At 37.2% G+C, this 25,223-nt stretch carries 24 protein-coding genes and 1 pseudogene; 16 read left to right on the plus strand and 9 right to left on the minus strand.

The genetic code is table 11. The features are described 5' to 3' along the window. Both tnpB and ACMUMJ_RS05135 read right to left on the minus strand, forming a co-directional pair. A partial coding sequence (gene tnpB, locus ACMUMJ_RS05130) for an IS66 family insertion sequence element accessory protein TnpB (protein ID WP_414677718.1) occupies positions 1-354 on the minus strand: 354 nt, incomplete at its 3' end. 369 nt (positions 355-723) lie between these two features. Next, positions 724-1,605, minus strand: a complete 882-nt coding sequence (locus ACMUMJ_RS05135) for a LysR substrate-binding domain-containing protein (protein WP_414677719.1) — start codon at positions 1,603-1,605, stop codon at positions 724-726. A gap of 153 nt (positions 1,606-1,758) precedes the next feature. Between ACMUMJ_RS05135 and ACMUMJ_RS05140 the strand changes: the two genes are divergently transcribed. The 5 genes from ACMUMJ_RS05140 (at position 1,759) to ACMUMJ_RS05160 (ending at position 5,635) form a co-directional block, all read left to right on the plus strand. Beyond that, positions 1,759-2,514 carry an iron-containing redox enzyme family protein gene (locus tag ACMUMJ_RS05140; RefSeq protein WP_414677720.1) on the plus strand — a complete coding sequence of 252 codons (756 nt, stop codon included), beginning with the start codon at positions 1,759-1,761 and terminating at the stop codon, positions 2,512-2,514. Between the two features lie 78 nt (positions 2,515-2,592). Continuing rightward, complete coding sequence (locus ACMUMJ_RS05145; protein WP_414677721.1) at positions 2,593-3,837, plus strand: ATP-grasp domain-containing protein; 1,245 nt, start codon at positions 2,593-2,595, stop codon at positions 3,835-3,837. 15 nt (positions 3,838-3,852) lie between these two features. After that, positions 3,853-4,638 carry a 2OG-Fe(II)-dependent halogenase WelO5 family protein gene (locus tag ACMUMJ_RS05150; protein ID WP_414677722.1) on the plus strand — a complete coding sequence of 262 codons (786 nt, stop codon included), beginning with the start codon at positions 3,853-3,855 and terminating at the stop codon, positions 4,636-4,638. Between the two features lie 80 nt (positions 4,639-4,718). Beyond that, on the plus strand, positions 4,719-5,330 hold the full coding sequence (locus ACMUMJ_RS05155; RefSeq protein WP_414677723.1) for a LysE family translocator: 612 nt from the start codon (positions 4,719-4,721) through the stop codon (positions 5,328-5,330). A gap of 2 nt (positions 5,331-5,332) precedes the next feature. Then, a complete protein-coding gene (locus ACMUMJ_RS05160; RefSeq protein WP_414677724.1) occupies positions 5,333-5,635 on the plus strand; it encodes a 2Fe-2S iron-sulfur cluster-binding protein in 303 nt (100 codons plus the stop codon). A 249-nt stretch (positions 5,636-5,884) separates the two neighbouring features. Here the strand turns inward: ACMUMJ_RS05160 and ACMUMJ_RS05165 are convergent, their stop codons facing one another. From ACMUMJ_RS05165 to dnaA, 7 genes and pseudogenes are all read right to left on the minus strand, one after another. Continuing rightward, entirely contained in the window at positions 5,885-6,217 is a 333-nt protein-coding gene (locus tag ACMUMJ_RS05165; RefSeq protein WP_414677725.1) for a hypothetical protein, read from the minus strand. A gap of 114 nt (positions 6,218-6,331) precedes the next feature. Next, positions 6,332-6,976 carry an MFS transporter gene (locus tag ACMUMJ_RS05170; RefSeq protein ID WP_414677892.1) on the minus strand — a complete coding sequence of 215 codons (645 nt, stop codon included), beginning with the start codon at positions 6,974-6,976 and terminating at the stop codon, positions 6,332-6,334. Between the two features lie 119 nt (positions 6,977-7,095). Next, the gene (locus ACMUMJ_RS05175; protein WP_414677726.1) at positions 7,096-7,398 is read right to left on the minus strand and encodes an ectoine synthase; all 303 of its coding nucleotides are present in this window, start codon (positions 7,396-7,398) and stop codon (positions 7,096-7,098) included. Between the two features lie 75 nt (positions 7,399-7,473). After that, entirely contained in the window at positions 7,474-9,897 is a 2,424-nt protein-coding gene (gene gyrB, locus ACMUMJ_RS05180) for a DNA topoisomerase (ATP-hydrolyzing) subunit B (RefSeq protein ID WP_414677727.1), read from the minus strand. Beyond that, a pseudogene (recF, locus tag ACMUMJ_RS05185) lies at positions 9,898-11,005 on the minus strand (DNA replication/repair protein RecF). A 113-nt stretch (positions 11,006-11,118) separates the two neighbouring features. Continuing rightward, positions 11,119-12,216, minus strand: coding sequence for a DNA polymerase III subunit beta (gene dnaN, locus ACMUMJ_RS05190; protein ID WP_414677728.1), 1,098 nt, complete (start codon positions 12,214-12,216; stop codon positions 11,119-11,121). A gap of 34 nt (positions 12,217-12,250) precedes the next feature. Further along, positions 12,251-13,786 carry a chromosomal replication initiator protein DnaA gene (gene dnaA / locus ACMUMJ_RS05195; protein WP_414677893.1) on the minus strand — a complete coding sequence of 512 codons (1,536 nt, stop codon included), beginning with the start codon at positions 13,784-13,786 and terminating at the stop codon, positions 12,251-12,253. Positions 13,787-14,299: 513 nt separating this feature from the next. On the opposite strand from dnaA, the gene rpmH reads away from it, so the two are divergent. The 11 genes from rpmH to atpE all read left to right on the plus strand — a co-directional run bounded on the left by rpmH (position 14,300) and on the right by atpE (position 25,202). Next, positions 14,300-14,434 (plus strand): 50S ribosomal protein L34, encoded by a 135-nt coding sequence (gene rpmH / locus ACMUMJ_RS05200; protein WP_414677729.1) that lies wholly within the window; start codon positions 14,300-14,302, stop codon positions 14,432-14,434. A gap of 8 nt (positions 14,435-14,442) precedes the next feature. Then, positions 14,443-14,829 carry a ribonuclease P protein component gene (gene rnpA / locus ACMUMJ_RS05205; RefSeq protein WP_414677730.1) on the plus strand — a complete coding sequence of 129 codons (387 nt, stop codon included), beginning with the start codon at positions 14,443-14,445 and terminating at the stop codon, positions 14,827-14,829. A gap of 107 nt (positions 14,830-14,936) precedes the next feature. Beyond that, on the plus strand, positions 14,937-16,592 hold the full coding sequence (gene yidC, locus ACMUMJ_RS05210) for a membrane protein insertase YidC (protein WP_414677731.1): 1,656 nt from the start codon (positions 14,937-14,939) through the stop codon (positions 16,590-16,592). 238 nt (positions 16,593-16,830) lie between these two features. Beyond that, positions 16,831-18,210 carry a tRNA uridine-5-carboxymethylaminomethyl(34) synthesis GTPase MnmE gene (gene mnmE, locus ACMUMJ_RS05215; RefSeq protein ID WP_414677732.1) on the plus strand — a complete coding sequence of 460 codons (1,380 nt, stop codon included), beginning with the start codon at positions 16,831-16,833 and terminating at the stop codon, positions 18,208-18,210. Positions 18,211-19,144: 934 nt separating this feature from the next. Continuing rightward, positions 19,145-21,034: a tRNA uridine-5-carboxymethylaminomethyl(34) synthesis enzyme MnmG gene (gene mnmG / locus ACMUMJ_RS05220; protein WP_414677733.1), complete on the plus strand. Its 1,890-nt coding sequence runs from the start codon at positions 19,145-19,147 to the stop codon at positions 21,032-21,034. 39 nt (positions 21,035-21,073) lie between these two features. Continuing rightward, positions 21,074-21,706 carry a 16S rRNA (guanine(527)-N(7))-methyltransferase RsmG gene (gene rsmG, locus ACMUMJ_RS05225; protein WP_414677734.1) on the plus strand — a complete coding sequence of 211 codons (633 nt, stop codon included), beginning with the start codon at positions 21,074-21,076 and terminating at the stop codon, positions 21,704-21,706. Beyond that, positions 21,706-22,476: a ParA family protein gene (locus ACMUMJ_RS05230; RefSeq protein ID WP_414677735.1), complete on the plus strand. Its 771-nt coding sequence runs from the start codon at positions 21,706-21,708 to the stop codon at positions 22,474-22,476. The genes rsmG and ACMUMJ_RS05230 overlap by 1 nt, the downstream gene beginning before the upstream one ends. A 44-nt stretch (positions 22,477-22,520) precedes the next feature. Then, entirely contained in the window at positions 22,521-23,405 is an 885-nt protein-coding gene (locus ACMUMJ_RS05235) for a ParB/RepB/Spo0J family partition protein (protein ID WP_414677736.1), read from the plus strand. Between the two features lie 191 nt (positions 23,406-23,596). Beyond that, positions 23,597-24,001, plus strand: coding sequence for an ATP synthase subunit I (locus ACMUMJ_RS05240; protein WP_414677737.1), 405 nt, complete (start codon positions 23,597-23,599; stop codon positions 23,999-24,001). A 50-nt stretch (positions 24,002-24,051) separates the two neighbouring features. After that, complete coding sequence (gene atpB / locus ACMUMJ_RS05245) at positions 24,052-24,882, plus strand: F0F1 ATP synthase subunit A (protein WP_414677738.1); 831 nt, start codon at positions 24,052-24,054, stop codon at positions 24,880-24,882. A gap of 62 nt (positions 24,883-24,944) precedes the next feature. After that, positions 24,945-25,202, plus strand: coding sequence for a F0F1 ATP synthase subunit C (gene atpE / locus ACMUMJ_RS05250; protein ID WP_414677739.1), 258 nt, complete (start codon positions 24,945-24,947; stop codon positions 25,200-25,202). Positions 25,203-25,223: the final 21 nt, after the last annotated feature.

Consider the following 25,223-nt stretch of genomic DNA (forward strand, 5'->3'; position numbering starts at 1 on the left):
GTGATAACGGTACGCTACTTTGGGGTGAGCTTGATCGAGATGGATAGGTAAGCCACCCAATAGCCAATTGAGCTGCCTTGGTGATACTTGCAGAGACAATTGCTCATCTTCGATGCCAGGCCATTGAAACACACCTTTTTCTAAGCGTTTGTAATGCAACCAAAAACCATTAGTAGACCATTGCAGGATTTTGAGACGATTACGAGTTCGACCGCAAAAGACGAATAAACGATCTGAGCACGGTTCTTGTTCTAAGTCGTACACAACGATAGCCGTCAAGCCATCAATGGATTTACGCATATCGGTTGGACCACAAATCAGAATGACAGGAAGGGAATCGTTTGTATTGAACACAGTCATTACTCCAAAAGTCATAACTATGTCGTATCTAAGGTGCTAGATTAAGGTGTAACTCACCGGACGCTTACGGATATATGTCAGTACGACCCTTCATCAGTGATGATCGACAAGAAAAAGATCAAGATTAGTTAATAAGAAAGTAAAAAATCACCCTAAAAAGAGTGATGCGGCGAACTGCGCCCTTGACTACCCCGGAGTGTCCATATATGTCTCGGATTGATCTATGAGTGTCTAGTTTTATTGATAAGTTATTGAAATATATAAATTAAATTTATTGTTGGCCTAGATGATTCGTAAAAAACAAAGCCATCAGATTGATTTTTAATAACCTCATGGATACAGCCTTGCCATATCCTGAACGTCCTACATGGCGATGCTCTCTCTAGCTGCATTTAATAGCCAATGAATAACCTGATCTCTGGACGAGTTCTCTGGTGCTGATTTAAGCGATAATAAATAGTATGCATTTTCTGATCCATTATCTTTCGTGCGCCAGAGATCAACTAACTTACCACTGGCTATCTCTTCTGAGACAAGAATTAGTGGTGATAAAGTAATTCCTTGGCCGTTTGCTGCAGCATCAATAGCTAGAGAGGTCTGGTTAAACTGTAATATTTTTGAGGAATTTGTATTTTTAATAGATTCTAACAAGTACTCCCAATAAAAGTGCCCATCTTGAATTAATTGATATTTGTGGAAGTCGAAAGGCCAAGTAGGAGTAGTAAGTTTAGAGGAAAACTCCATACTACAAACGGCACAGAGAGTAATGGGCGCTAGTTCAATAACGTCATGCTCCAACGAAAAAGGCTTTTTTGTAATACGGACCGCGATATCTATACCGTCTGTCTTGAAGTTACTGAGATTCCCACTGGCCACAATGCGTAGATCTATGTCCGGGTGATCCGAAGTGAATTTTGCTAGGCGAGGTACTAACCATTTACTGGCAAAAGAAGGCGTAACACTTAGTGTTATTTGATTGTTTTTCTTAATTAATTTTGCTGTTGCAGAGTCTATTATTGTCAAGGCCCGATGTATCTGACGTTGATAATCTTTACCATTATCTGTTAGTTCTAAACCTCTTGCCCGTCTGTGAAATAAAGCTACTTTCAAATTGCTCTCTAAATTTCGTACTTGTTGCGCCACAGCTCCTTGAGTCAAGTTTAGCTCTTCTGCTGCTAATCTAAAGTTTAAATGACGAGAAGCAGCATCAAACATTTTTAACGCTTTCAAATTAGAAGAGTGCATTATTGTCCTTAATAGGCAGTAGTTTATCTACAGTCTATTGGTAGAAATAATGATTAGTCAAGCCTTTATATGAGACCTATCATTTCAAGTCTGAAATCAAACTGTGAAAACGATCTGATACTTACTATTAAAATCAATTATAAGGAAATAAATATGAATGCAAATTTTTCTATTGACAGTTCTACTAGAAAGTACTTAATCCCAGAAGAAGTATATGATTTTGATCATCCTGATGTGGTCTATTGGACTCAGTATTATTTAGAAAGATCTAATAGAAAAAGTATATTTGATGAAATTGATTTTACATTAAATAACTTAAGATCTATAGAAACTGCAAAAAAAGTATCTATTGCATGGTATGAGTTTACTCGGTACGTTCCTGGTTTTATAAGTAAAGCTGTTGTTTTAACGACAGATCCGGAGAGGCAACATCACTTAATTCAAATCGCATACGATGAGCTAGGAGGGCGGGATAAAGATTACATACATTCAAAGCTATTTTTAGATGCAGTGAGTGAAATAGGAATAGACATTCCAGAAAATCATATTTCATCTTCTATGACTAGAGTTCTATCTGAGTTGGATAGTGTTATGGATAATAATATAAGCCAGTATGGAATTGTCGGACTTTTATTAAGTTTTGAAATAATAGCAGAAGAAAATGTGGAAATGTTATTTAATGGATTATGCTATAACGATAAATGTAATGATATTTTATCCAAAAGTAAATTCTTTCAAATACACAGGGAAGACGAAAGTGAACATATTAGACATTCGATAGCAAATTTTCTTAGGTTTTGTGGCAGTGATGAGCAGAAATTTTTATTTGAAAAATCATTTGATGAAGGTATTTTATTTTGGAATGATTTCTGGTCTAGAATGAAATCTGTGGTAATTTCAGATATTTAATGATGAAATTCTGCATAAATAATTTTTTACAATTATATTTTTTATGCAGAAATTTAAAAATAAAATTATGAGCGTTTTATGAAAAAAAATTATTTAAAAATAGTGGTTTTTATTGAAACAAATTTCAGTGGATTAGATGCCTTTTTATACTGTAAAAATAAAGGGTATAAATCAGTATTAGTTACCGATGATATATCAAGATACTCTCGGTGGTTTCCAAAATCTAGTCGATATAAGTTAGATTATATCGATGAAATTATAAGTGTTAAAGATTCTAACAATGTTAATGACGTAGTTTTTAATATTAAAAAAAATATAGGAGTTGTAGATGCAGTATTGACGTTCGCTGATATTAGAGTTCGTACTGTTGCATCAATTTGTAAAGAGTTAAGTCTAAAAGGAACAAGTGTAGAATCGATTGATATATCTCAAAACAAATCTAGTTTCAGAAAAACCATGATAGATAGTGATGTAGATAACGTGAGCTATAGGTTAATAAAGAATGCTAATGAATTAACTCTAATTAAAAGAGAACTTAATTATCCATTCTTTATAAAACCAAATAAAGGTCATTCAAGTTTAGGTGCTTTCGTTTGTCATGCAGAAAAAGATATTGATTCATTAATAGAGCGTCTAAATAAATTAGAATATGAAGGAGTGTCCAGAGAATTAGTTATCGAAGACTATCTTGTTGGTGAAATAATTAGCGTTGAAGTGATTACATCTAGTGAAAAAATACATAATATTATCGGAATATCTGACAGGAAAATAATTAATGAAAGTATCGAAATAGGTTCATCATTTCCTATTAAAAACAGAGAAGAAGAAATTATTAATAAAGCAAAATCTTCACTTAATGCAGTCGGTTACGATTTTGGACCTAGTCATATAGAAATGATTATTACAAAGACAGGTATCCATTTAATCGAGATAAATGCAAGAGTTGGAGGCAGTGGGCACTCGGTGATGATGGATCTATCAACGGGTTCTAATATTGTAGGAGATTGTATTGATTTGTGCCTAGGATTGGTCGTCTCAAATGAGAGGCTATCGTATACAAATTCTATTTCTGCAGCTTGGGAGTGTTTTATAAGTAATAAGAAAGGAGTAATAAGATCCTTCCCTAATATTAATGATGTAAAAAGGCTTCCAGGGGTAAAAGAAGTATGGGAACATGCGAAAATTGGTGACATAAATTACGGTATAGATTCAAATTTCAGTTGGATTGCGCAAGTGATGTGTACAGGAAAAAATAATGAAGATGCAAGAAAAAATGCTGAAAATGCAGTGCTTTTTATAAAAAGTAAAACTTTTATTCAATAATACAGGCTGGTAAATATGACTAATTGGATAAAAAATAAGCTATGTGATTTAACAAGTGACAACTTAAAATTGCTATTAGATCACAAAATACCTGGGATAATTATTAAGAACTTTATTCCGTTAGATACTTGTGAAGAGGTATCGAAAGCATTGAAAAATATTGATTTTGGTAGTTACTCTCATTTAAAAAAAATACCAGTTTACAATTTAGGCGTTTGTCATAGTCAATATGCAGACAAAGATAAAAAGTTTTATTTTAATGAGCGTGACAACGCTTTAGAAGTCTTTAAAGATGTTTTTAAAAAAGTAGATATAGATCCAGTTGACATGGTAATAAACGAACTATCTAAATTTACTGTGAATGCTGTGAGAATTTTTAATGAAAAGAATTATGGGAACTATTTTGCAGGAACTTTCAGAAGTTTCAAAGGGCATGGTAAGTTGCACGTAGATTATGCTCCGATTCACATAGGAAGTGCTTGGGCGGTGTCCGAGGTTATAAAGCAATTGAGTTGGAATATTTATTACCTAACATATTTAGAAGGCGGAGGAGAAGTTATAATTTATGACACTGTTCATTCAGAAAATAGTGAAAATTATAAAAACGAAGGTGACTATTTTTATCAATATGATGTTCTTAATAACTCAAATTTTTTAAAAATAACTCCCGAAGTAGGTGATTTAATTTTATTCAACAGCCAGAATTTCCATGAAGTTAAAGGCCACTCTGGATCTGACAGGTTTTCTCAATCTTCATTTATCGGGTTGAAGAAAGATGGCTCATTAAACCTTTGGTCATAATAAGTCTAAAATTATTGAAAAATAATACACTAAACTATTATTGATTAATGGTTTGTTAATTAAATTAATAGAGAAAAAATATGACTGCATCAATACTAACAGCAATGGTTACATTTGCATTAACAATGAATTTATTACCTGGGCCAATTAATATGATGCTTATATCATCAGGATTAAGTAATGGGCTAGCAAGAACAATACCATTTATAATTGGTGCTGCTTTAGGATTTACATCATTATTAGCATCGGTTGCATTTGGGCTAATGACAGTTGCCGATTTATACCCAAAAATATTAATTCTAGTAACTATAATTGGATCTCTATATATAATGTATATGGGTTATAAAGTATCATTATCAAAATCATCCATATCAAATAGAGAATCTGATAATACTCTTCTTAAATTACATGATGGATTAATATTGCAGTGGTTTAACCCCAAAGGATATATTGTAGCGGTAGCAGGAATATCTATGTTTTCACAATCAGGAAACAGCTCTATAGCAATGTTTGTATTAATATTTTTTATCATAACTTTTTTTTCAATGATACTTTGGACAATAATTGGAGAAAAGTTCAACATAGTACTGAATAATGAAAAAAAAGTTATCGTCTTTAATAAAATTATGGGAGGGCTTTTAGTCCTTACTGGTCTTTATTTCATAAGTAATCAAATGTTAACTATAGTGTAAATATGAAAAAGTATAAACTGAACGTTATACATGATGGAATTAAGCATACAGATAAATTTAGTTCTGATAATTCAATATTAGAATGTATTGAAAGTATGATGCTACCAATTTCAAGCTCCTGTAGAAGAGGACGATGTAAAGCTTGTAAGGTTGTAGTGAAATCAAAAATACATAATGGTTTAGGTGTTAATTACATTCTACCTTGTATCACACATTTAAGTGATGACATAGAGGTAGAGATTTTACCAAAGCCTATAATAATTAAAAAAACACATCGGACAGTTACTATTAATCCAATATATTAAAATATTAAAACTTAAAGAAAATGGCATTATTACGCTATAAAATGTCTACAAAAGTGGGTCTATACCACTTTAGCCAAATACAAAAATTAGATACGAGATCAGGTAACCCTACAAATATCAAGGCCACTCATGAGAGTGGCCTTGATATTTGTATTTCACGAATGTGAGACTAATTTTCAAAGATTACGAGATCCGACAATGTCAAATCTCATATCAAAATGACATAAGGCACACAAAACTATGTGCTCTTTACCATGAGGTTACCTTTGAGACGGCATAATTCAAAGCCCCTAGCCCCAGTAAAACAGCAGCGATATTGAGATATATTACGATGCTTTGCAAATCGATAAAACCCACGAATGAAGCAACTATCAATCCAGCAAGAGGTGGCGACATATTATTTAAGAGAACAATTAATCCTGTTGTTTTTCCAAGTTCGATTGGAGGAATAACCTTCACTCTTAGGGATCTAACGAAGATATTGAACATTTTATCGAAGGCAATTATAAGAACAAAGCCTAGAAAATAAATAATATAATTACTAGCCAAAGCAGTCATCAAAGCTCCAATCGAAATTGCCATAAAACCAATCCCTCCTAGTAACCCAATCCTGATTTTATAACTAGCAATTAAGAACAGAACAAACATAGCTGATATAGCACTAAATGCTTGCAGAACACCGTATGATAAACTTCCTTACTCGTAAGTACCTGTGTACATGGGCACTACGGATGCAAGTGCCGTCCCTAAGATTAGATTAATAGAGAAAGCTAAAATAATTGCTGGCAATAAACCATTCAACTTTATTATATGGCCACATGAAACCTTAATAGAGTGAACTATGTCTATTTTATCTTCGTTTAGTGTTTTAATTTCTACTGCGCTCTCATTATTCCAAAATTTAATAAGCAAATCAGATAAAACAAAAAGCAAAGCACCAATTATAAGTACAACTTCCCAATCTAAGAACTCTAACAAAGCGACTGCTAGAACAGGTCCAGCAACGATACCAAGCTGATCCGAGAGAGAGGTGAAAGACATCACTTTTTCTAAACGAGCATGCTTAAATGCTTGCGGGATTATAACCTCACGAGCTATCGCCCCAAAGCTTGTAGCAATACCTGTAAACGCGGAAATTGCGATCAGCCAGTAAACACTATCTACAAAAAAATTCCCTAACAACCCTAAAGAAATAATGATAAATCGGGTTTTTTGGCTAAAATTAATCACTTTGTAAGGTGATAGGTGATCACACAAGATCCCTGCAATCGGAAAAGATAAAAACCTTGGGAGGGTTTCTAGAAAAAAGCAATCCCTGATATCGAAGCACTCCCCGTCAATTTATACACTATTAAAGGAACCATAAAGAGAACTAATTGATCAGCCAATCTTGATGAAAATAGCGAGTTAAAGAAAAGAAAAGAAAATCAACTAGTTTTCTACTCATATCATGGTTCCAACTAATATGCTGAAGAAACTGAGCCATCCAGAGAATGGACTTCAGTTCCTTTTAAAAGAGGGTTAAAAACACTTACTAGTACGAAGTCCTCTTCGCTAGCATTAATTAATACATGCTTATCGCTCTTATCAAGAACGTAAACAGTGCCAACCTCGATTTCATGAACAGCTCCATTTTCCTCTAACACCTGCCCTTTGCCACTTATGCAATAACAAGCTTCTAAGTGATTTTTATACTCCAATAATGATCTTGAAGATTGTAAATAAAAAAGCAGCCAACCGGCTGCTTTATTTTTACAGATCATTCAAAATGAGATCATATCTCATACTTATGAGACGATATCCCACTCAATATGAGATTTGACAAACTTAAACTTACATTAAACGTCTAAGTTTTCAACCGTTAGTGCATTGTCTTGAATGAAGTGACGACGTGGTTCTACTTCGTCACCCATTAAGGTAGTGAACATTTGATCGGCTGCAACCGCATCGTCAATGGTCACTCTCAACATACGGCGCGCATCTGGGTCCATTGTTGTTTCCCAAAGTTGATCTGGGTTCATCTCTCCCAATCCTTTGTATCGCTGAATGGACATGCCACGTGATGCTTCTTTCATTAACCACGCTTTCATTTCTTCAACCGTTTCTACTCTTTGACGGCGTTCACCACGTTTAATGAAAGATTCTTTACTAAAGATTTCACTTACTAATTCCGACATGTCTACCAAACGTTTGTACTCTGGAGAATGGAAGAAAGCCGCTTCAAAACGATAACGATTCGATACACCGTGAGACATGATTTCTACAACAGGCAGGTAATCACTGCGTTCAACATCAAATTCAACAGAGAAGTCAAAACGGAAACCCGTACGAGCATCCAGAGGCATCATTGAGCGTATTGTGTCAACCCATTCAATGACCGTTGCTTCTTCTTTTAAATCGTCTTGAGTTAACTTTTTGCAGTACAATAGCTTACTCATTACGTCTCTAGGATACACACGCGACATACGATTGATGTCGTCTTCTATACGAATGTAATCGTGCATCATCTTAGAAAGAGGCTCGCCATGAATAGCAGGCGCATCTTCATTAACGAACATATTTGCACCATCTAACGCGACTTCAATCAAGTGCTGATCAAGAGCGTGTTCATCTTTAATATATTGCTCTTGTTTACCACGTTTAATTTTAAACAAAGGTGGCTGTGCAATAAAGATATGACCACGTTCAATCACTTCTGGCATTTGGCGGAAAAAGAACGTCAGTAATAAGGTACGAATGTGAGATCCATCCACGTCCGCATCAGTCATGATAACGATACTATGGTAACGCAATTTCTCGACATTAAATTCATCTCGACCAATACCGCAACCTAATGCAGTGATCAAAGTACCGACTTCAGCCGAGGACAGCATTTTATCAAAGCGAGCTTTTTCAACATTCAAAATCTTACCTTTCAACGGCAAAATTGCTTGTGTACGTCGATCACGACCTTGTTTTGCAGACCCACCAGCGGAATCACCCTCCACTAGATAGATTTCAGAAAGAGCAGGGTCTTTCTCTTGGCAATCCGCCAATTTACCTGGCAAACCAGCGATGTCTAATGCACCTTTACGACGTGTCATATCGCGAGCTCGACGTGCGGCTTCACGTGCACGCGCAGCATCAATCATTTTATTAACGATGATTTTTGCTTCGCTTGGAGACTCTAAAAGGAATTCAGAAAAACGACGGCTCATTTCTTGTTCAACAGCGGTTTTGACTTCAGAAGACACAAGTTTGTCTTTCGTTTGAGACGAAAATTTTGGATCAGGTACTTTAACAGACACGATTGCTGTTAAACCTTCACGGCAGTCATCACCCGTGGTAGCTACTTTCGATTTCTTAGCCAAGCCTTCTTTTTCAATAAACGAGTTTAAGGTACGAGTTAAAGCAGCACGGAAACCTGCTAAGTGAGCACCGCCGTCCCGTTGAGGGATGTTATTGGTGTAACAATAAATGTTTTCTTGGAAACCTTCATTCCACTGTAAAGCGACTTCCACCGCGATACCATCATCCAGATCATCACGCTGACAAATAAAGTGGAAAATCTGATTTATTGGCGTTTTATTGGTATTCAAATGCTCAACAAAAGAACGTAAGCCACCGTCATAGTTAAAGAAATCCTCTTTACCAGAACGCTCGTCTTTAAGATGAATAGCAACACCCGAATTTAAGAAAGACAATTCTCGTAGACGTTTCGCTAGAATATCGTAAACAAATACAATGTTCGTAAACGTCTCTTCAGAAGGTTCAAAATGAACCGTTGTACCTGCACCGTCCGACTCACCAATAATAGCCAGTGGCGCTTGAGGAACACCATGAACGTATTCTTGCTCGTAAACTTTACCCTCTTTACGAATAGTAAGCGTCAAGCTTTTAGATAACGCATTTACAACAGAGACACCAACACCATGAAGGCCACCAGACACTTTATAGGAGTTGTCATCGAATTTACCCCCAGCGTGCAGTACCGTCATAATAACTTCGGCTGCCGATATGCCTTCTTCTTCGTGTACATCAACAGGGATGCCACGGCCGTTATCTGAAACAGAGATAGACTCATCTGGGTGAATAGTCACAGTGATTGTATCGCAATGACCCGCTAATGCTTCATCAATTGAGTTATCGACAACCTCAAATACCATATGATGCAGACCTGTTCCATCATCTGTATCACCGATGTACATTCCTGGTCTTTTACGAACGGCATCAAGGCCTTTTAATACTTTGATACTGGACGAATCGTAACTATTTTCACTCATTTAACTCTCCTGCAAACCTTCGCTCGGATAAAGACAATTCGCCGTCTTTCATTTCAAAGTGACGAACGTCGGTTGTGTCGGACCAAGTGTAATCCATGATATCTGGCTCAACACTGGTAATAAAAATTTGATTATTTAACGCTTCTAACAAAGCACACAACTTTTGCCTGTGCTGACTGTCTAATTCTGCAGGTAAGTCATCCACTAAAAATACCAAAGGGCAGCCCATTTCAATAAGCATTTTGCCTTGGGCAATTTTAAGAGCAGAAACAACTAACTTCTGCTGTCCTCTCGATAGGGTATCTAATGCGTCTCCAGCGTCGGTCTTTACTCTCAAATCTGCTCTTTGAGGCCCTACTTGAGTGTAACCAATGTCTATGTCCCGTTGGCAAGATAACGTCATTGTATCCGTCAGGCTTTTTGTCGCGTCCCACCCTTGAGAAAACACCAAACGAACCTGAATTGAATCAGATAATTCAGCTAATACTGATAAAAAAATCGGTGTAAGTTGGCTAATATAATTTAAGCGATACTGGTTTACCATATCCCCTAAACGAACCAATTCATGATCAAAAGCCATTAATAAACTGGACGATATTTTACCACGTCTAAGCAAGGAATTGCGCTGTTTTAATGCTTTTTGCCACCCTCGCCAAGCATTTATAAAGCCATTATCGAAATGAAAGGCTCCCCAATCCACAAATTGACGACGGATCTTCGGAGAACCTTCTAATAATCGAAACGCATCTGGGTTGATTAGCTGTACTGGCAAACGTTCTGCCAGCTCGACAACCGATTGTACTTTCTGACCTTGGATTCGTACTTCAATCTCACCATCACGAGCACGCCTTAATCCCATAGAGATCAAATCGCTGTGTTGTGTGCTCAATTGAGCAAACACAACACTCTCCGTTTGATCATGCTGGATGTAGGTTTTATGTTTGTAACTCCGAAAGGAGCGCCCAAAAGACAACAGATGAATGCTTTCAAGAATGGATGTTTTACCGCTTCCATTAACACCCGAAATTAAATTCACTTGAGGAGAAGGTTCAAACGAAATTTTTTCGAGATTACGAACTTTCGAAATGTCCAAACGGACTATAGACATGCTACCAATAACCTTTTCTCGAAATATTCAGATAATAAACAGCCTCTGATGGAGATTGCTCAATCAGAGGCTGTTTACATTTATTACTGTAAACGGTTCATCGAGAAGCCATATTATAGACGCATTGGCATTACAACATACTGTGCAGCATGGCTTTGGGATTCTTCCACTAGGGCACTGCTGTTTGAATCATTTAATAAAATGCGCACTTCTTGACTGTTAATTACACCCAACACATCCAATAAATAACCAACATTAAAGCCTACTTCAAGGTTGTCACCTTGATATTGAACAAGAACAGACTCTTCCGCTTCTTCTTGCTCTGGGTTATTTGCAAAAACCTGCAACATGCCATTTTTTAGAATCAGACGTACACCACGGTATTTCTCATTCGATAGAATCGATGCACGTAAAAAGACTTGGCGTAGCTCTAAACGATCAGCAATAATGATTTTTTCATTATTACGAGGGATGACACGATGGTAATCAGGGAATTTACCTTCCACCAATTTAGACGTAAAGACGTAATCCGCTACTTTGGCACGGATGTGATTACTGCCAATTTGCAGTTCAACGGTGTCTTCAGAGTCATTCAGTAAGCGGTTTAATTCTAATACCCCTTTACGAGGCATGATTACTTGCGTTAGGTCACCCGTTACTTGCGCATCTTCAATTGCCGTTGCTAGACGATGTCCGTCAGTTGCAACAACACGTAACTGTCCATCCGCAACCTCAAATAACATACCATTTAGGTAATAACGCACGTCTTGGTTTGCCATTGCAAAGCCCGTTCTTTCAATCAGGCGGCGGACGCTTGATTGAGAAACAATGACAGATAAGTCACCTTGCATGTCTTGAATATTTGGAAATTCTTCCGCAGGTAACGTCGATAAACTAAAACGTGAACGACCTGAACGAATGACTGCTTTTTGGTCATCTAGAAGAAATTCAATAACGGCTGAATCCGGTAAACTTTTACAAATATCGACCAACTTACGAGCCGGTACAGTAACACGACCTTCTTCGCATTCGTCTAATGGTACATGACTAATTAATTCTACTTCTAAATCCGACCCAGTCAAAGTTAGAATATTATCCTTAACTTCTACCAATACATTAGCCAATACAGGCATAGTTTGTTTACGTTCTACTACACCAGCAACAAGCTGAAGTGGCTTAAGTAGCGCCTCACGGACGACTGAAAATTTCATTATGATCCCCGTTTTCTTAACTTATCACCTATCATTAGGTGGTCAAAATTCGCATAAGTTGTTTGTAATCTTCGCGGATATCAGAATCTGTATCTTGTAATTCTTTAATCTTACGAATCGCATGGAGCGCAGTGGTATGATCACGCCCACCAAAAGCATCACCAATCTCAGGTAGACTGTGGCTAGTTAGCTCTTTTGCTAAAGACATAGCAACTTGTCTTGGTCTGGCAATAGAGCGGTTACGGCGCTTGGATAGGAGATCACTCACTTTAATTTTATAATATTCTGCAACAATTCGTTGGATATTATCAATGTTAACCAGCTTATCCTGCAATGCTAACAAATCTTTTAACGACTCTCTTACAAAATCAGGCGTAATGGCTCTACCTGTGAAATGAGAGTTTGCAATGACTCGTTTTAAGGCACCTTCTAATTCACGAACATTAGAACGAATTTTTTGTGCGATAAAGAAAGCAGAATCATAAGACAACTTAATGCCACTTTCATCTGCTTTACGCATTAAAATAGCAACTCGTGTTTCTAATTCTGGTGGTTCAATCGCAACGGTTAATCCCCATCCAAAACGAGACTTCAAACGATCTTCAAGCCCTTGAATTTCTTTAGGGTATCGATCACACGTAAGGATCATTTGTTGTCCACCTTCTAACAAGGCATTAAAAGTATGAAAAAATTCTTCTTGTGTACGATCTTTCCCCGCAAAAAATTGAATGTCATCGATTAATAAAGCGTCAACAGAGCGGTAATAGCGTTTAAAATCATTAATGGCATTCAGTTGAAGCGCTTTCACCATATCGGCTACAAAGCGTTCTGAATGAAGATACACAACTTTGGCATTTGGATTATGCCTCATCAGCTCAGTACCAACTGCTTGCATTAAGTGGGTTTTACCTAGACCTACCCCTCCATATATAAATAGAGGGTTGTAAGCACCACCTGGGTTTTCTGCAATTTGCAATGCCGCAGCATGAGCAAGTTGATTTGACTTACCCTCAACAAAGTTATCAAACGTAAAAGAGTTGTTTAAGTTTGCTCCATGGTTAATACCACCTTCAACTTCTACCTTACGATTTGTGGCGCTAAGAGGCAGTTGACCCTGCTCATAAGGCTCTAATGCCCCTATAAGAGAAGATTCTTTCAGTTTCAATGGTGCTTCGAACTCAATGTCCGTACGACTATTTGATTCACCGTCCATTAATCCAAACCCTGTATTAAAAGGTTGTCTGGATGAATCGTCCGTAACGATCGCTACAGGCGTCGATATAATCGCAGGTGTTGGAGATGTTATCGCTTTCGCCATACTTTGTGAACGCACGCTAAAAATAAGACTAGGGGACGGCTCATTACCATATATCTCAGACAAGATTTCTTTTATACGAGTCTGATACTTATTCATTACCCAATCTAATACAAATCGATTTGGTGCGGTTAATTGCAAATCACCTAAATCAGAGACCTCTACTTGTAACGGACGGATCCAAGTATTGAACTGTTGAGCGGAGAACTCGTCTTGCAACCGCTTTAAGCAAAGATCCCAATGCTCCAAAGACACGATACGCATACCCCATAATAAAAAAGACAAATAGAATGAAATCATACAGTGCCAAGAAAAACTTATCCACAAAAAAAGAATTATTCACTGAGAAACTATTGAAGAAGGAGAAATGTTAATAACACCAATAGTTATACACACCTGTTTATGGTTGCTTTACCCTGTGAATATAAATGTAAATTATTAACAAGCTTCTGTATATTTTTGATCATTTTTATACACAGCTTTTCTAGCTTTAACCTTATGAATTAAAATGAGAAAAAAGTAAATCACTTTCAACTTGTGGATAATAAATAGTGGTAAGCACGACGCAGTCAAGAAATCACAAAGAAAGACTGTGCATAAATGTAGAATAGAATTGTGGAAAAAATATTAATCAAAAAGAGTTAAAATTCATTGAATTACGTAGCAAACTTAATTAAAATTTGCCGCCTGATTTTGAATCAAATTGTAGAGGCTTGGCTAAGGCTAACCCTCAAAACTGAAATACTGCTTCAGTAAGAGTAAATAGAGATGAAAAGAACATTTCAACCTAGCGTTTTAAAACGCAAACGCAATCACGGTTTCCGCGCTCGTATGGCTACGAAGAATGGACGTCACATTCTAAATCGTCGTCGTGCTCGTGGTCGCAAGGTTCTAAGCGCATAATCTCGCTTATGACCGACTTTTGTTTTCCCCGGCAAGTCAGACTTCTGACGGCTGGGGATTATAAAACCGTATTCGATCACACTACTTCGAAAGTTTTTGCCGGGGAATTCCTCTTATTAGCAACAAAAAGAAACGATGACCTTTCTAGGTTAGGCTTGATTGTCGCTAAAAAAACGGAAAAAAGAGCCGTTGGAAGAAATCGTATTAAACGCTTGGTACGTAACTCTTTTCGACATCACAAATTGGATCTAGCAGGATTTGATATTGTGTTCCTCTCTCGACAAGGAATTAAAGATATTGATAACGCAACTTTATTGAAAAGACTCGATAAAGCGTGGATTCAAATCGTTAAAAAGTCTAAGAATTCTTCCCAAAAGCCAAAAACGCCTCTTTAAAGCAAAAATAGGCTGAAAAAACAGCAAAAGACTGTTTTAATAGCGCGTGTTTTTAAAAGGGTTCTTTTGAACCAATTGTCTAACCAATCAATAATTAGTTGAATACCATGGATTTCAGACGTTACTTTTTATGGGGTGCGCTTTTTGTCAGTGGCTATATGCTGTTTTTACAGTGGAACCAAGATTATGGTTCTTCGTCCACACAAAGTGTTGCTCAAAGCTCTCAATCAACCCCTTCAAATACAAGTACTGATAGCGATATACCATCAGCTATTATTACGGATACAACAAGCAGTAACTCGGAAATTCCGGGGACCGTTTCTGTTATAAAATCAGGTGAACTCATTAGCGTCACCACAGATACGTTACACATTGGAATTAATCCAAGTGGTGGCGATATCGTCAATGCTTCTTTATTACAATATAAGCGTATTATTAGTGAAGATGATCCATTAATCATTCTCGAAAATAGTGCCCAACGTACTTACGTTACCCAAAGCGGTCTGATCGGTCCAAATGGACCTGACGCATCAAAAGAAGGCCGTCCGGTTTATAAGACTGAAAAAACGTCTTATGAATTAAATGAAGGTGACGGAACTTTAGACGTTAATTTGTATTACACCGATGCACTTGGTGTTCAATACACAAAAACGTTTCGTTTTACTGAAGGCGACTACAAGATTCGTCAATTGATTACTGTAAATAACCAATCTAATTCAGCTTGGAAAGGTAATCTATTCGCACAGATAAAACGTGATAATTCAGAAGATCCAAGTAGTACGACTAGCTTAGGGCTACAGCCTTACCTAGGTGGTGCTATCTCCAATGAAGAAACACCTTATTCGAAAGTGTCTTTCTCAGACATGGCCGAAGAGCCTGTGAAAATAACCTCAACAAAAGGTTGGATTGCATTACTTCAACATTATTTTGTTACGGCATGGGTTCCAGAGCAGGGTCAAACTTTTACCCTTCAAGCACGCAAAAATAACGACTTTAACCTCATTGGCTTTACAGGAAACAGTGTTGAAATTGCAGCAGGTCAAGAAGGCACGCTAGCATCAACATTCTATGTCGGCCCTAAACTACAAGATCAACTTTTAGCAACGGCGGAAAACTTAGATTTAACCGTAGATTATGGTTGGTTATGGTGGTTGGCTCAGCCTTTATTCTGGCTATTAACAGCAATTCAATCTGTTGTTATCAACTGGGGTGTAGCCATTATTTTGATCGTAGTCTGTGTTAAGGCAGTGTTCTTTAAACTTTCTGCGGCAAGTTATCGTTCGATGGCGAAAATGCGTAAATTTGGGCCAGAGTTAACTCGTTTACGTGAACAGTATGGCGATGACAGAACAAAAATGTCAGCCGCTATGATGGAGCTTTATAAGAAAGAAAAAATCAATCCGCTTGGGGGCTGTTTACCTATCTTAGTACAAATGCCTGTTTTCTTAGCGTTATACTGGGTACTAATGGAAAGTGTTGAACTACGCCATGCACCATTTATACTTTGGATTGATGATCTATCTTACATGGATCCGTACTTCGTTTTACCTATCCTGATGGGTCTTAGTATGCTTGGTCAGCAGATGTTGAATCCAACACCTCCAGATCCCATGCAAGCTCGTATTATGAAAATCATGCCGATCGCTTTTACGTTTTTCTTCTTATGGTTCCCAAGTGGTCTAGTATTGTATTGGGTTTGCAACAATACTTTATCGATTATTCAGCAATACATCATTACAAAACGAATCGAAAGAGAAGCTTAATACTTATCTTTTAAAACGATTCCAAAAAGGCTCACATTGTGGGCCTTTTTTATTTAAATACTTATAAAATAAGATCATCTGACTCATCAAAGACATTTTCTCTCTCTTGTCTCCATGACATTTATAAATCCATTTTTGATCATTCAAGCTGGTGTCTCGAAACAGAGTTATTGCGCTTGTTTACAAGCTGGGAGACAATCTAGAAAATTATTTTCACACATCAGGAAAATCCCAATTTATGACCGACTTTAGTCACTCTATTGATCAAGACACCATTGTGGCCCAAGCAACTCCACCAGGAAGAGGAGGGGTTGGAATTATTCGTTTGTCAGGCCCTGCCAGTCTAACAATTGCTCAACAGATAATTGGATTTACTCCTCAAGCTAGATACGCTCATTATGTTCCTTTTAAAGACAGTAATGACGAACAAATAGATATGGGTATTGCTGTCTATTTTCCTGGTCCAAATTCATTCACCGGTGAGGATGTGTTTGAGTTACAAGGCCATGGTGGCCCCGTTATTATTGATATGCTATTAAGCAGAGCAACTGAACTAGGAGCACGATTGGCAAGGCCTGGAGAGTTTTCTGAAAGAGCATTTTTAAACGATAAAATGGATTTAACTCAAGCTGAAGCCATATCAGATTTAATCGACTCATCATCACAGCAGGCTGCTAGATGCGCATTAAGATCTCTTCAAGGAGCGTTTTCTAAACGAATTGATTTTCTCGTTGAATCACTTATTCATTTGCGTATTTATGTAGAAGCAGCCATTGATTTCCCTGAAGAAGAAATTGATTTTATCAGCGATGGAAAAGTAGCAAGAGATCTCTCAAATATACAACAAAATCTGCAAGATGTTCTAAAAGAAGCGAAGCAAGGCTCTATTATTAGAGAAGGGATGAATGTTGTGATTGCAGGTCGTCCAAATGCAGGTAAATCAAGCTTGCTAAATGCTCTCTCAGGTAAAGAGTCCGCCATTGTAACCAACATAGAAGGGACAACCAGAGACGTTTTACGAGAGCATATCCATATAGATGGTATGCCTTTACACATTATCGATACAGCAGGGCTCAGAGAAAGCCCAGATGAAGTTGAGCAAATAGGCATTCAAAGAGCATGGCAAGAAATACACAAAGCGGATCGTATTCTATTAATGGTTGATAGTAATACGGAACCTAATTTAGACCCTACCACTATCTGGCCAGAGTTCGTTAATAAATTAGAAAATCGCAATCACCTTACGATTGTTCGAAATAAAATAGATTTAATAAAAGAAAGTACGGGAGTGAATACAGTCAATGACATTCCCGTCATTTCTTTATCTGCAAAAACACAAACAGGAATAGAAAATTTAACTCAGCATTTAAAAGATGTGATGGGGTATGACAGTACAACAGAAGGGGGCTTTATTGCTCGTCGTCGCCATATAGAAGCGTTAAATAAGACGGCAAAGTTTCTTGTGTCTGGCAGTGATCAGCTTCATGGCTTTGGTGCCGGTGAACTGCTCGCTGAAGATTTAAAGGAAGCACAAAACGCGCTTAACGAAATAACAGGAGCGTTTACTAGTGATGATTTATTAGGACGTATTTTTGGATCTTTCTGCATAGGAAAATAACAACTCTCCATGGTTTCGCTCTAAATAACTTAAGGGCATTTCTATTAAATTTTGAATTCAATCATAATAAAAATGTCCTTCAGCCTTTTTCTTCATGCCACCTTATCTATTCCACTGCTTAGATACAGTGGGTAAAAAATACCACTCAAATGCCCTTCAAACTCTTCTCATTCAATAAAAGATATGAAGTGAAAATATGGCTGTATATCACATCGAATGATTAAATCGATGTCCTTGTTTCTGTTAGTGAATAGAAGACTCTCATACTGTACGCACCCAGACTCCATCTCATTTTCGTATTTTATTCACACTCCCTCTTAATTTTCGTTTTCGATTCTAACATTTCATTTCTTATTTATGACTTATTCACCGTTGACATTTTTAAAAATTTGAAAAGTTTTGCACATAAAGTGAAAAAATTGAAAAAAATGTTCTTTTTTTATAACGTCTATTGTGGATAGTATTTTTTTGAAGAGGCGTTTAAATTATCAAAAGAAACAATAAAATCTTTTATTTTCAAACACATAGTTAAAACCATACTGTATAAACCTGATGTTAATAACTTTGGTGATAGCTAGTCATTATGTTTTGCACAGTTTTTAATAAGTTGGCTTCATTTTTCCACAACTGTATAACTATCTACTTTATACACATAAATGTGTTATTCACAGCACATCATATTCATGTAGTTTACAACAAGATTTAAAGGCTGTAATAATATGATTTATATATATTTTTACTATTTATCAACAGAAAAATCAGCTCTATATAGATATAAACATAATTAGAAGAAATATAAAGATACTTTAATTTATATCTTATTGATGACCGGGGAGCTAACCATCGAAGTCTTTCTTTTTCGATATTTGAAGATATACTAAGCGCCATTAAAAGTGTTGTTCGTTTTTTATTCATTTTGAGAGATGAGGTTTTTGTGAATTTCCCTAGTCGTTTTGATGTAATTGTTGTTGGTGGAGGACATGCTGGTACAGAAGCCGCATTAGCTTCAGCTCGTATGGGTGTTAAAACACTTTTATTAACTCACAATATTGAAACGTTAGGTCAAATGTCTTGTAACCCTGCAATTGGGGGGATTGGTAAATCTCATTTGGTAAAAGAAATTGATGCTTTGGATGGCGCAATGGCATTAGCAACAGATAAAGCTGGAATTCAATTTCGCACATTGAATTCACGGAAGGGTCCTGCGGTCAGAGCCACAAGAGCACAAGCCGATCGAATTTTATATAAAGCCGCAATTCGTCATACATTAGAAAACCAAGAAAATCTTTGGTTATTTCAACAATCCTGTGAAGATTTGATTGTTGAGTCCGGTGAAGCACGAGGCGTTGTTACTCAAACAGGCATTCGCTTTTTAAGCGATACTGTTGTATTAACCGCCGGAACATTTTTAGGTGGTCTGATTCATATTGGATTAGAAAATCACTCTGGTGGACGTGCTGGTGATCCACCTTCAATTGGTCTTGCGGAAAAGTTACGCGCCTTACCTTTTCGAGTTGATAGACTGAAAACGGGTACACCACCACGTATCGATGCACGAACCGTTGATTTTTCTGTTATGGAACCTCAACCGGGAGATCTTATTACTCCGGTTATGTCCTACATGGGCAATAAAGAGTTACATCCTGCTCAAATTAATTGTTTTATTACTCATACAAATGAAAAAACACATGAGATCATTCGTTCTGGGATGGATCGTTCTCCTATGTATACTGGAGTAATTGATGGTATTGGTCCACGCTATTGCCCCTCAATAGAAGATAAAATTGTTCGCTTTGCTGATAAAAATTCGCATCAAATATTTGTAGAGCCTGAAGGGTTAACGACACATGAGTTGTATCCAAATGGCATTTCAACCTCATTACCATTTGATGTTCAGCTTGAATTAGTACGTTCTATGAAAGGGTTTGAAAACGCCCATATTACTCGTCCTGGTTATGCCATTGAATACGATTACTTTAACCCGCAAGATCTTAAATATTCTCTTGAAACAAAGCACATGCCGAGGTTGTTTTTTGCAGGGCAGATAAATGGGACAACTGGATATGAAGAAGCGGGCGCTCAAGGTCTTCTTGCTGGGCTAAATGCCGCTCTACTATCACAAGGGAAAGATTCTTGGTGCCCTCGTCGTGATGAAGCGTATTTAGGTGTTTTGGTTGATGATTTAATCTCAATGGGAACGAAAGAACCTTATCGTATGTTTACCAGTCGTGCGGAATATCGTTTAATTTTGCGTGAAGACAATGCTGATTTACGTCTAACCGAAAAAGGGCGTGAACTTGGATTAGTGTCTGATACTCGTTGGGAAGCCTTTTGTAAAAAACGAGAAGCGATTGAAATTGAAAGCGCACGTTTAAAAGCCACATGGATTGTTCCAAATACGCTTGAAGCAGCACAAATTAATCCAAAATTGGACACGCCAATTAGTCACGAGTACAGCTTAATGGACTTATTGCGTCGCCCTGGAATAGAGTATGCTGATGTTGCTAATTTGAAAAATGCACCAGAAGACGCTGTTTCTGAACAAGTATCAGAACAAGTTCAAATAGCGGTTAAATACGCTGGGTATATTTCTCGTCAAGCCGATGATATAGAGCGTATGCGTCGACAAGAAAATACAGCATTACCTGAAAATATGGATTACAGCGTAATAGAAGGGTTATCAAATGAAGTAAAACAAAAGCTTATTCAGATGAAACCTGAGACCCTTGCTGCAGCTTCTCGAATTCCTGGTGTAACACCTGCTGCCGTATCTTTATTGCTAGTCAGTTTGAAAAAACGTGCGATTGCACGAAAAAGTGCCTAGAATCTGATGCCAATTGGCTATTAACTGACGGATTCAACAGTGACACATTTTGATACTCTAAAAAAAGGCGCTCATTCAATGGGCGTCAACTTGTCTGACGAGACGCTTTCTACTTTAGTAAAGTATTTAGAATTACTTCAAAAGTGGAATAAAGCGTATAACTTAACAGCAATACGAGATCCTGAACAAATGATACATTTGCATTTGTTGGACAGTCTTGCAACATTACCCTTTATCACCGGGAAAGAGATTATAGATGTGGGAACAGGCCCCGGGTTGCCTGGTATAATATTGGCTATCTGTTTACCTGAGAAAAATTTTACGTTACTAGACAGTAATGGGAAAAAAACACGTTTCCTTACTCAAGTTAAAATGGAATTAGGTATCAAAAATGCCATCATTTTAAATGAGCGAGTTGAAAAACATGCATTAAAGGGTCATTACGATCACGTTATTTCTCGTGCATTTGCTTCTTTGGAAGACATGATTAACTGGACGTTACTTCTGCCAAATAAAACCGGTAATTTTTTAGCAATGAAAGGTGTTTATCCTGAATCTGAAATTCAACAATTACCAAAAGACGTTGTTGTTTTAGATATCTCTCCTTTAAAAGTCACTAACGTGGAAGCCGAACGTCACTTAGTCAGAATGGTTCGTAAAGGAAGTAAGTAATGGCAAAAACAATAGCCGTAACTAATCAGAAAGGCGGTGTTGGTAAAACAACAACGTGTGTTAATTTAGCGGCTTCTTTATCTGCTATGAAGCGCAGAGTATTGGTTATTGACCTAGATCCTCAAGGTAATGCAACAACGGGGAGTGGTATTGCTAAAGAAGAGCTCACTACAAGCGTCTTTGACGTGTTGGTGGGGAGCCATGGTGTAAAAGAGGCGATGTTAAGTACCGATCCAGCAGGCTATTCTATTTTGCCTGCTAATTCAGATTTAACAGGCGCTGAAATTGTTTTATTGGATCTACCTAGTAAAGAAACACGTTTAAGAGCAGCATTGTATGAAGTAGATAATGACTTCGACTATATTTTACTTGATTGCCCACCATCGCTTAATATGCTGACAGTCAATGCAATGTCTGCAGCGCAGGGGGTTCTGATCCCTGTTCAGTGTGAATATTATGCATTAGAAGGCTTAACCGCGTTGCTACAGACTATTGAGAGAATTACCGAATCATTAAATCCTTCTTTAGTTATCGAAGGTATTCTGAGAACAATGTACGACCCAAGACCCAGTCTGACACACGATGTTTCTCAGCAATTGATTAAGCATTTTAAAGACAATGTTTACGATACCGTGATACCTCGAAATATCCGTTTAGCCGAAGCGCCAAGTTATGGGCTTCCAGTATTGCACTATGAAAAGCAATCGCGTGGTGCGATGGCGTATCTTGCTTTAGCGGCTGAATTTATCCGTAAAAACAAAACTAAGTAACTGCAATTTGTTAGAAGTTTAAAAAGTAATTTAAGGCTTATAGAATGGCGATAAAAAAACGTGGATTAGGTCGAGGGCTAGATGCACTATTAGCACCTCAAATTTCGTCTTCAGAGTCTGAAGAAAATACAGAATTAACAGAACAGGTAAATGGATTAACGTATTTGCCCTTAAATTGGTTGCAAAAAGGGAAGTTTCAACCGCGTAGAGATATGAATCCTGCGCAATTAGAAGAACTTGCCGCTTCTATTCGTACACAAGGCATCATGCAGCCAATAGTGGTTCGTCCTATTGATGCAAATAATTATGAAATTATTGCTGGAGAGCGCCGCTGGAGAGCGGCTAAGTTAGCTGACTTAACTCAAGTTCCTGTTATTGTGCGACATGTCGATGACAGTGATGCGATTGTTTTAGCCTTGATTGAAAATATCCAACGAGAAGATTTAAACCCCGTTGAAGAAGCGATTGCCTTGCAGCGACTCGTGGAGGAGTTTCATTTAACACAGCAGGAGGTCGCGGATACGGTGGGTAAATCTCGTTCTTCAGTCGCGAATTTACTTCGATTGTTAACGTTAACCACCGAGGTTAGACGTTTATTAGAACACGGCGATCTAGAGATGGGCCACGCAAGAGCCTTATTGCCTTTAGAGCATGATTTACAGATTCAAGCGGCGTCTCAAGTTGTAACTAAAAGTCTTTCTGTAAGAGAAACTGAACGTTTAGTTAAATCTTTACAAAACCCTGAACGCTCGGATGTGAATAAACTACAAGCTCCTGATTATAGCGGTTATGAATCAACGATTAGCCAACGGTTAAATACGGATGTGAAAATACAATCAACGTCAAAAGGGAAGGGAAAATTAATTATTGATTATCGTAATCCTGAGCATTTAGAGCTGCTAATTAGTGAGTGGTTTAACAAGAATTAAAGTATAAACGCTATAATATGCCGTTATGATGCAATTCTATAATTATATGCTCATTTCTGAGGCACTTTGAGTTGAATGCAAGGCGTATTCCCCATATAATGCGTCGGATTTTAGAAATCCTAGGTTAATATTTACAGTCGAAAATAAAAAGAGCTGTTTGATCTAAGGTAGCAATAGCTTAGGGGCATGTAATGGTAAGTAAGAAACCTCTCAGCTCTAGAGAGTTAATAGAGGTAAGAAAGAAGTCTGTTTTTCGATTTCTAGGCACACAACTTATCTTTGCATTTTTTGTTACAGGTGTCATTTGGATTAGCTTTGATAGTGCATCTGCTTATTCTTTTTTATTAGGCACTTTATCTAGTTTGCTACCAAGTTTGTATTTTGCTGTTAGAGTATTTGGAAATAATGGTGTTCGATCTGCTCAATACATAGTGAAATCTTTTTACCGAGGTGAAGCAGGAAAGTTAGTGATGACTACCGTGATATTGTCGTTAACTTTTGCTTTAGTAAAACCTTTAATTATTGGAGCCTTTTTTATCGGTTTCGTATTAGCAATTTTGAGTCATTGGCTCACCCCAGCATTCATACGACATTGAATCTATGATGTGGGAACGATTTTTTATTATTAAAAGGGCGTGGATAGTGTATGGCTAGTGAAAATCTAACTCCTTCCGAATATATAAAGCACCATCTTCAGAATTTGACTTATGGTCAACATCCTGATGGTAGCTGGGGTATTGCGGAAACATCTCAACAGGCATCTGATATGGGCTTTTGGGCAATTCATCTAGACACTATGGGATTTTCTATAGGTCTTGGTATATTGTTTTTATGGCTATTTCGCATGGCTGCTACAAAAGCTACTGCAGGAACGCCAACAGGTCTTCAAAACTTTGTAGAAATGATGGTTGAGTTTATAGATAAATCAGTTAAAGAAAGTTTTCATGGCAAAAGTAAGGTTATAGGACCTTTGGCTTTGACAATTTTTGTCTGGATATTCTTAATGAACTTGATGGATTTGGTACCTGTTGATTTTGTACCGACATTGGTAGCTAAGAATATTTTTGGTCTTGAGTACTTTAAAATAGTGCCAACAACAGATATAAATGCAACATTAGGTATGTCTTTATCTGTGTTTTTCTTGATTGTTTTCTATAGCATTAGTATTAAAGGTGTTGGTGGTTTTGTCAAAGAGCTAACACTACAACCTTTCAACACTCCTATTATGATTCCATTTAACTTTTTATTGGAAATGGTAGGCTTGTTAGCTAAGCCAGTGTCATTAGCTTTGCGTCTGTTTGGTAACTTATATGCAGGTGAGTTGATTTTTATTTTGATCGCTGTTTTGCCTTGGTTCGCTCAATGGGCACTATCAGTACCATGGGCAATATTCCATATTTTGGTAATAACATTGCAGGCATTTATCTTTATGATGCTAACAATTGTTTACTTAAGTATGGCGCACGAAGAACATTAATGCTTTTGTAATACCCTTGTTTTTTAAACCTTGTAAATTAAAACTTAAAGTTAGGAGTTAAAATGGAACTAGTAGTAAGTATGACGGCAATCGCAGTAGCAATGCTAATAGGCTTTGCTGCATTGGGTACAGCCATTGGTTTTGCCATCTTAGGTGGTAAATTCCTTGAAGCTAGTGCTCGTCAACCAGAGCTTGCACCAATGCTACAAACTAAAATGTTTATTGTTGCGGGTCTGTTAGATGCTGTTTCAATGATCGGTGTTGGTATCGCTTTGTTCTTTACATTCGCGAATCCTTTTATTACTCAGGTTGCTGGCTAAGTTTTCAGTTGAAAACTTTTT

The organism is Marinomonas phycocola (assembly GCF_047525455.1).
In the GTDB taxonomy this organism is placed as follows: domain Bacteria; phylum Pseudomonadota; class Gammaproteobacteria; order Pseudomonadales; family Marinomonadaceae; genus Marinomonas.

Excerpts from the sequence above, each read along its gene's own strand:
- ACMUMJ_RS05155 (WP_414677723.1), top strand. The coding sequence starts at position 4,719 with ATGACTGCATCAATACTAACAGCAATGGTTACATTTGCATTAACAATG.
- atpB (WP_414677738.1), top strand. The coding sequence starts at position 24,052 with ATGGCTAGTGAAAATCTAACTCCTTCCGAATATATAAAGCACCATCTT.
- rnpA (WP_414677730.1), top strand. The coding sequence starts at position 14,443 with ATGACCGACTTTTGTTTTCCCCGGCAAGTCAGACTTCTGACGGCTGGG.
- ACMUMJ_RS05160 (WP_414677724.1), top strand. The coding sequence starts at position 5,333 with ATGAAAAAGTATAAACTGAACGTTATACATGATGGAATTAAGCATACA.
- ACMUMJ_RS05235 (WP_414677736.1), top strand. The coding sequence starts at position 22,521 with ATGGCGATAAAAAAACGTGGATTAGGTCGAGGGCTAGATGCACTATTA.
- dnaN (WP_414677728.1), bottom strand. The coding sequence starts at position 12,216 with ATGAAATTTTCAGTCGTCCGTGAGGCGCTACTTAAGCCACTTCAGCTT.
- ACMUMJ_RS05230 (WP_414677735.1), top strand. The coding sequence starts at position 21,706 with ATGGCAAAAACAATAGCCGTAACTAATCAGAAAGGCGGTGTTGGTAAA.
- ACMUMJ_RS05165 (WP_414677725.1), bottom strand. The coding sequence starts at position 6,217 with ATGGCAATTTCGATTGGAGCTTTGATGACTGCTTTGGCTAGTAATTAT.
- ACMUMJ_RS05145 (WP_414677721.1), top strand. The coding sequence starts at position 2,593 with ATGAAAAAAAATTATTTAAAAATAGTGGTTTTTATTGAAACAAATTTC.
- ACMUMJ_RS05135 (WP_414677719.1), bottom strand. The coding sequence starts at position 1,605 with ATGCACTCTTCTAATTTGAAAGCGTTAAAAATGTTTGATGCTGCTTCT.
- ACMUMJ_RS05240 (WP_414677737.1), top strand. The coding sequence starts at position 23,597 with ATGGTAAGTAAGAAACCTCTCAGCTCTAGAGAGTTAATAGAGGTAAGA.
- mnmE (WP_414677732.1), top strand. The coding sequence starts at position 16,831 with ATGACCGACTTTAGTCACTCTATTGATCAAGACACCATTGTGGCCCAA.
- ACMUMJ_RS05150 (WP_414677722.1), top strand. The coding sequence starts at position 3,853 with ATGACTAATTGGATAAAAAATAAGCTATGTGATTTAACAAGTGACAAC.
- gyrB (WP_414677727.1), bottom strand. The coding sequence starts at position 9,897 with ATGAGTGAAAATAGTTACGATTCGTCCAGTATCAAAGTATTAAAAGGC.
- ACMUMJ_RS05140 (WP_414677720.1), top strand. The coding sequence starts at position 1,759 with ATGAATGCAAATTTTTCTATTGACAGTTCTACTAGAAAGTACTTAATC.
- rpmH (WP_414677729.1), top strand. The coding sequence starts at position 14,300 with ATGAAAAGAACATTTCAACCTAGCGTTTTAAAACGCAAACGCAATCAC.
- ACMUMJ_RS05175 (WP_414677726.1), bottom strand. The coding sequence starts at position 7,398 with ATGATCTGTAAAAATAAAGCAGCCGGTTGGCTGCTTTTTTATTTACAA.
- atpE (WP_414677739.1), top strand. The coding sequence starts at position 24,945 with ATGGAACTAGTAGTAAGTATGACGGCAATCGCAGTAGCAATGCTAATA.
- yidC (WP_414677731.1), top strand. The coding sequence starts at position 14,937 with ATGGATTTCAGACGTTACTTTTTATGGGGTGCGCTTTTTGTCAGTGGC.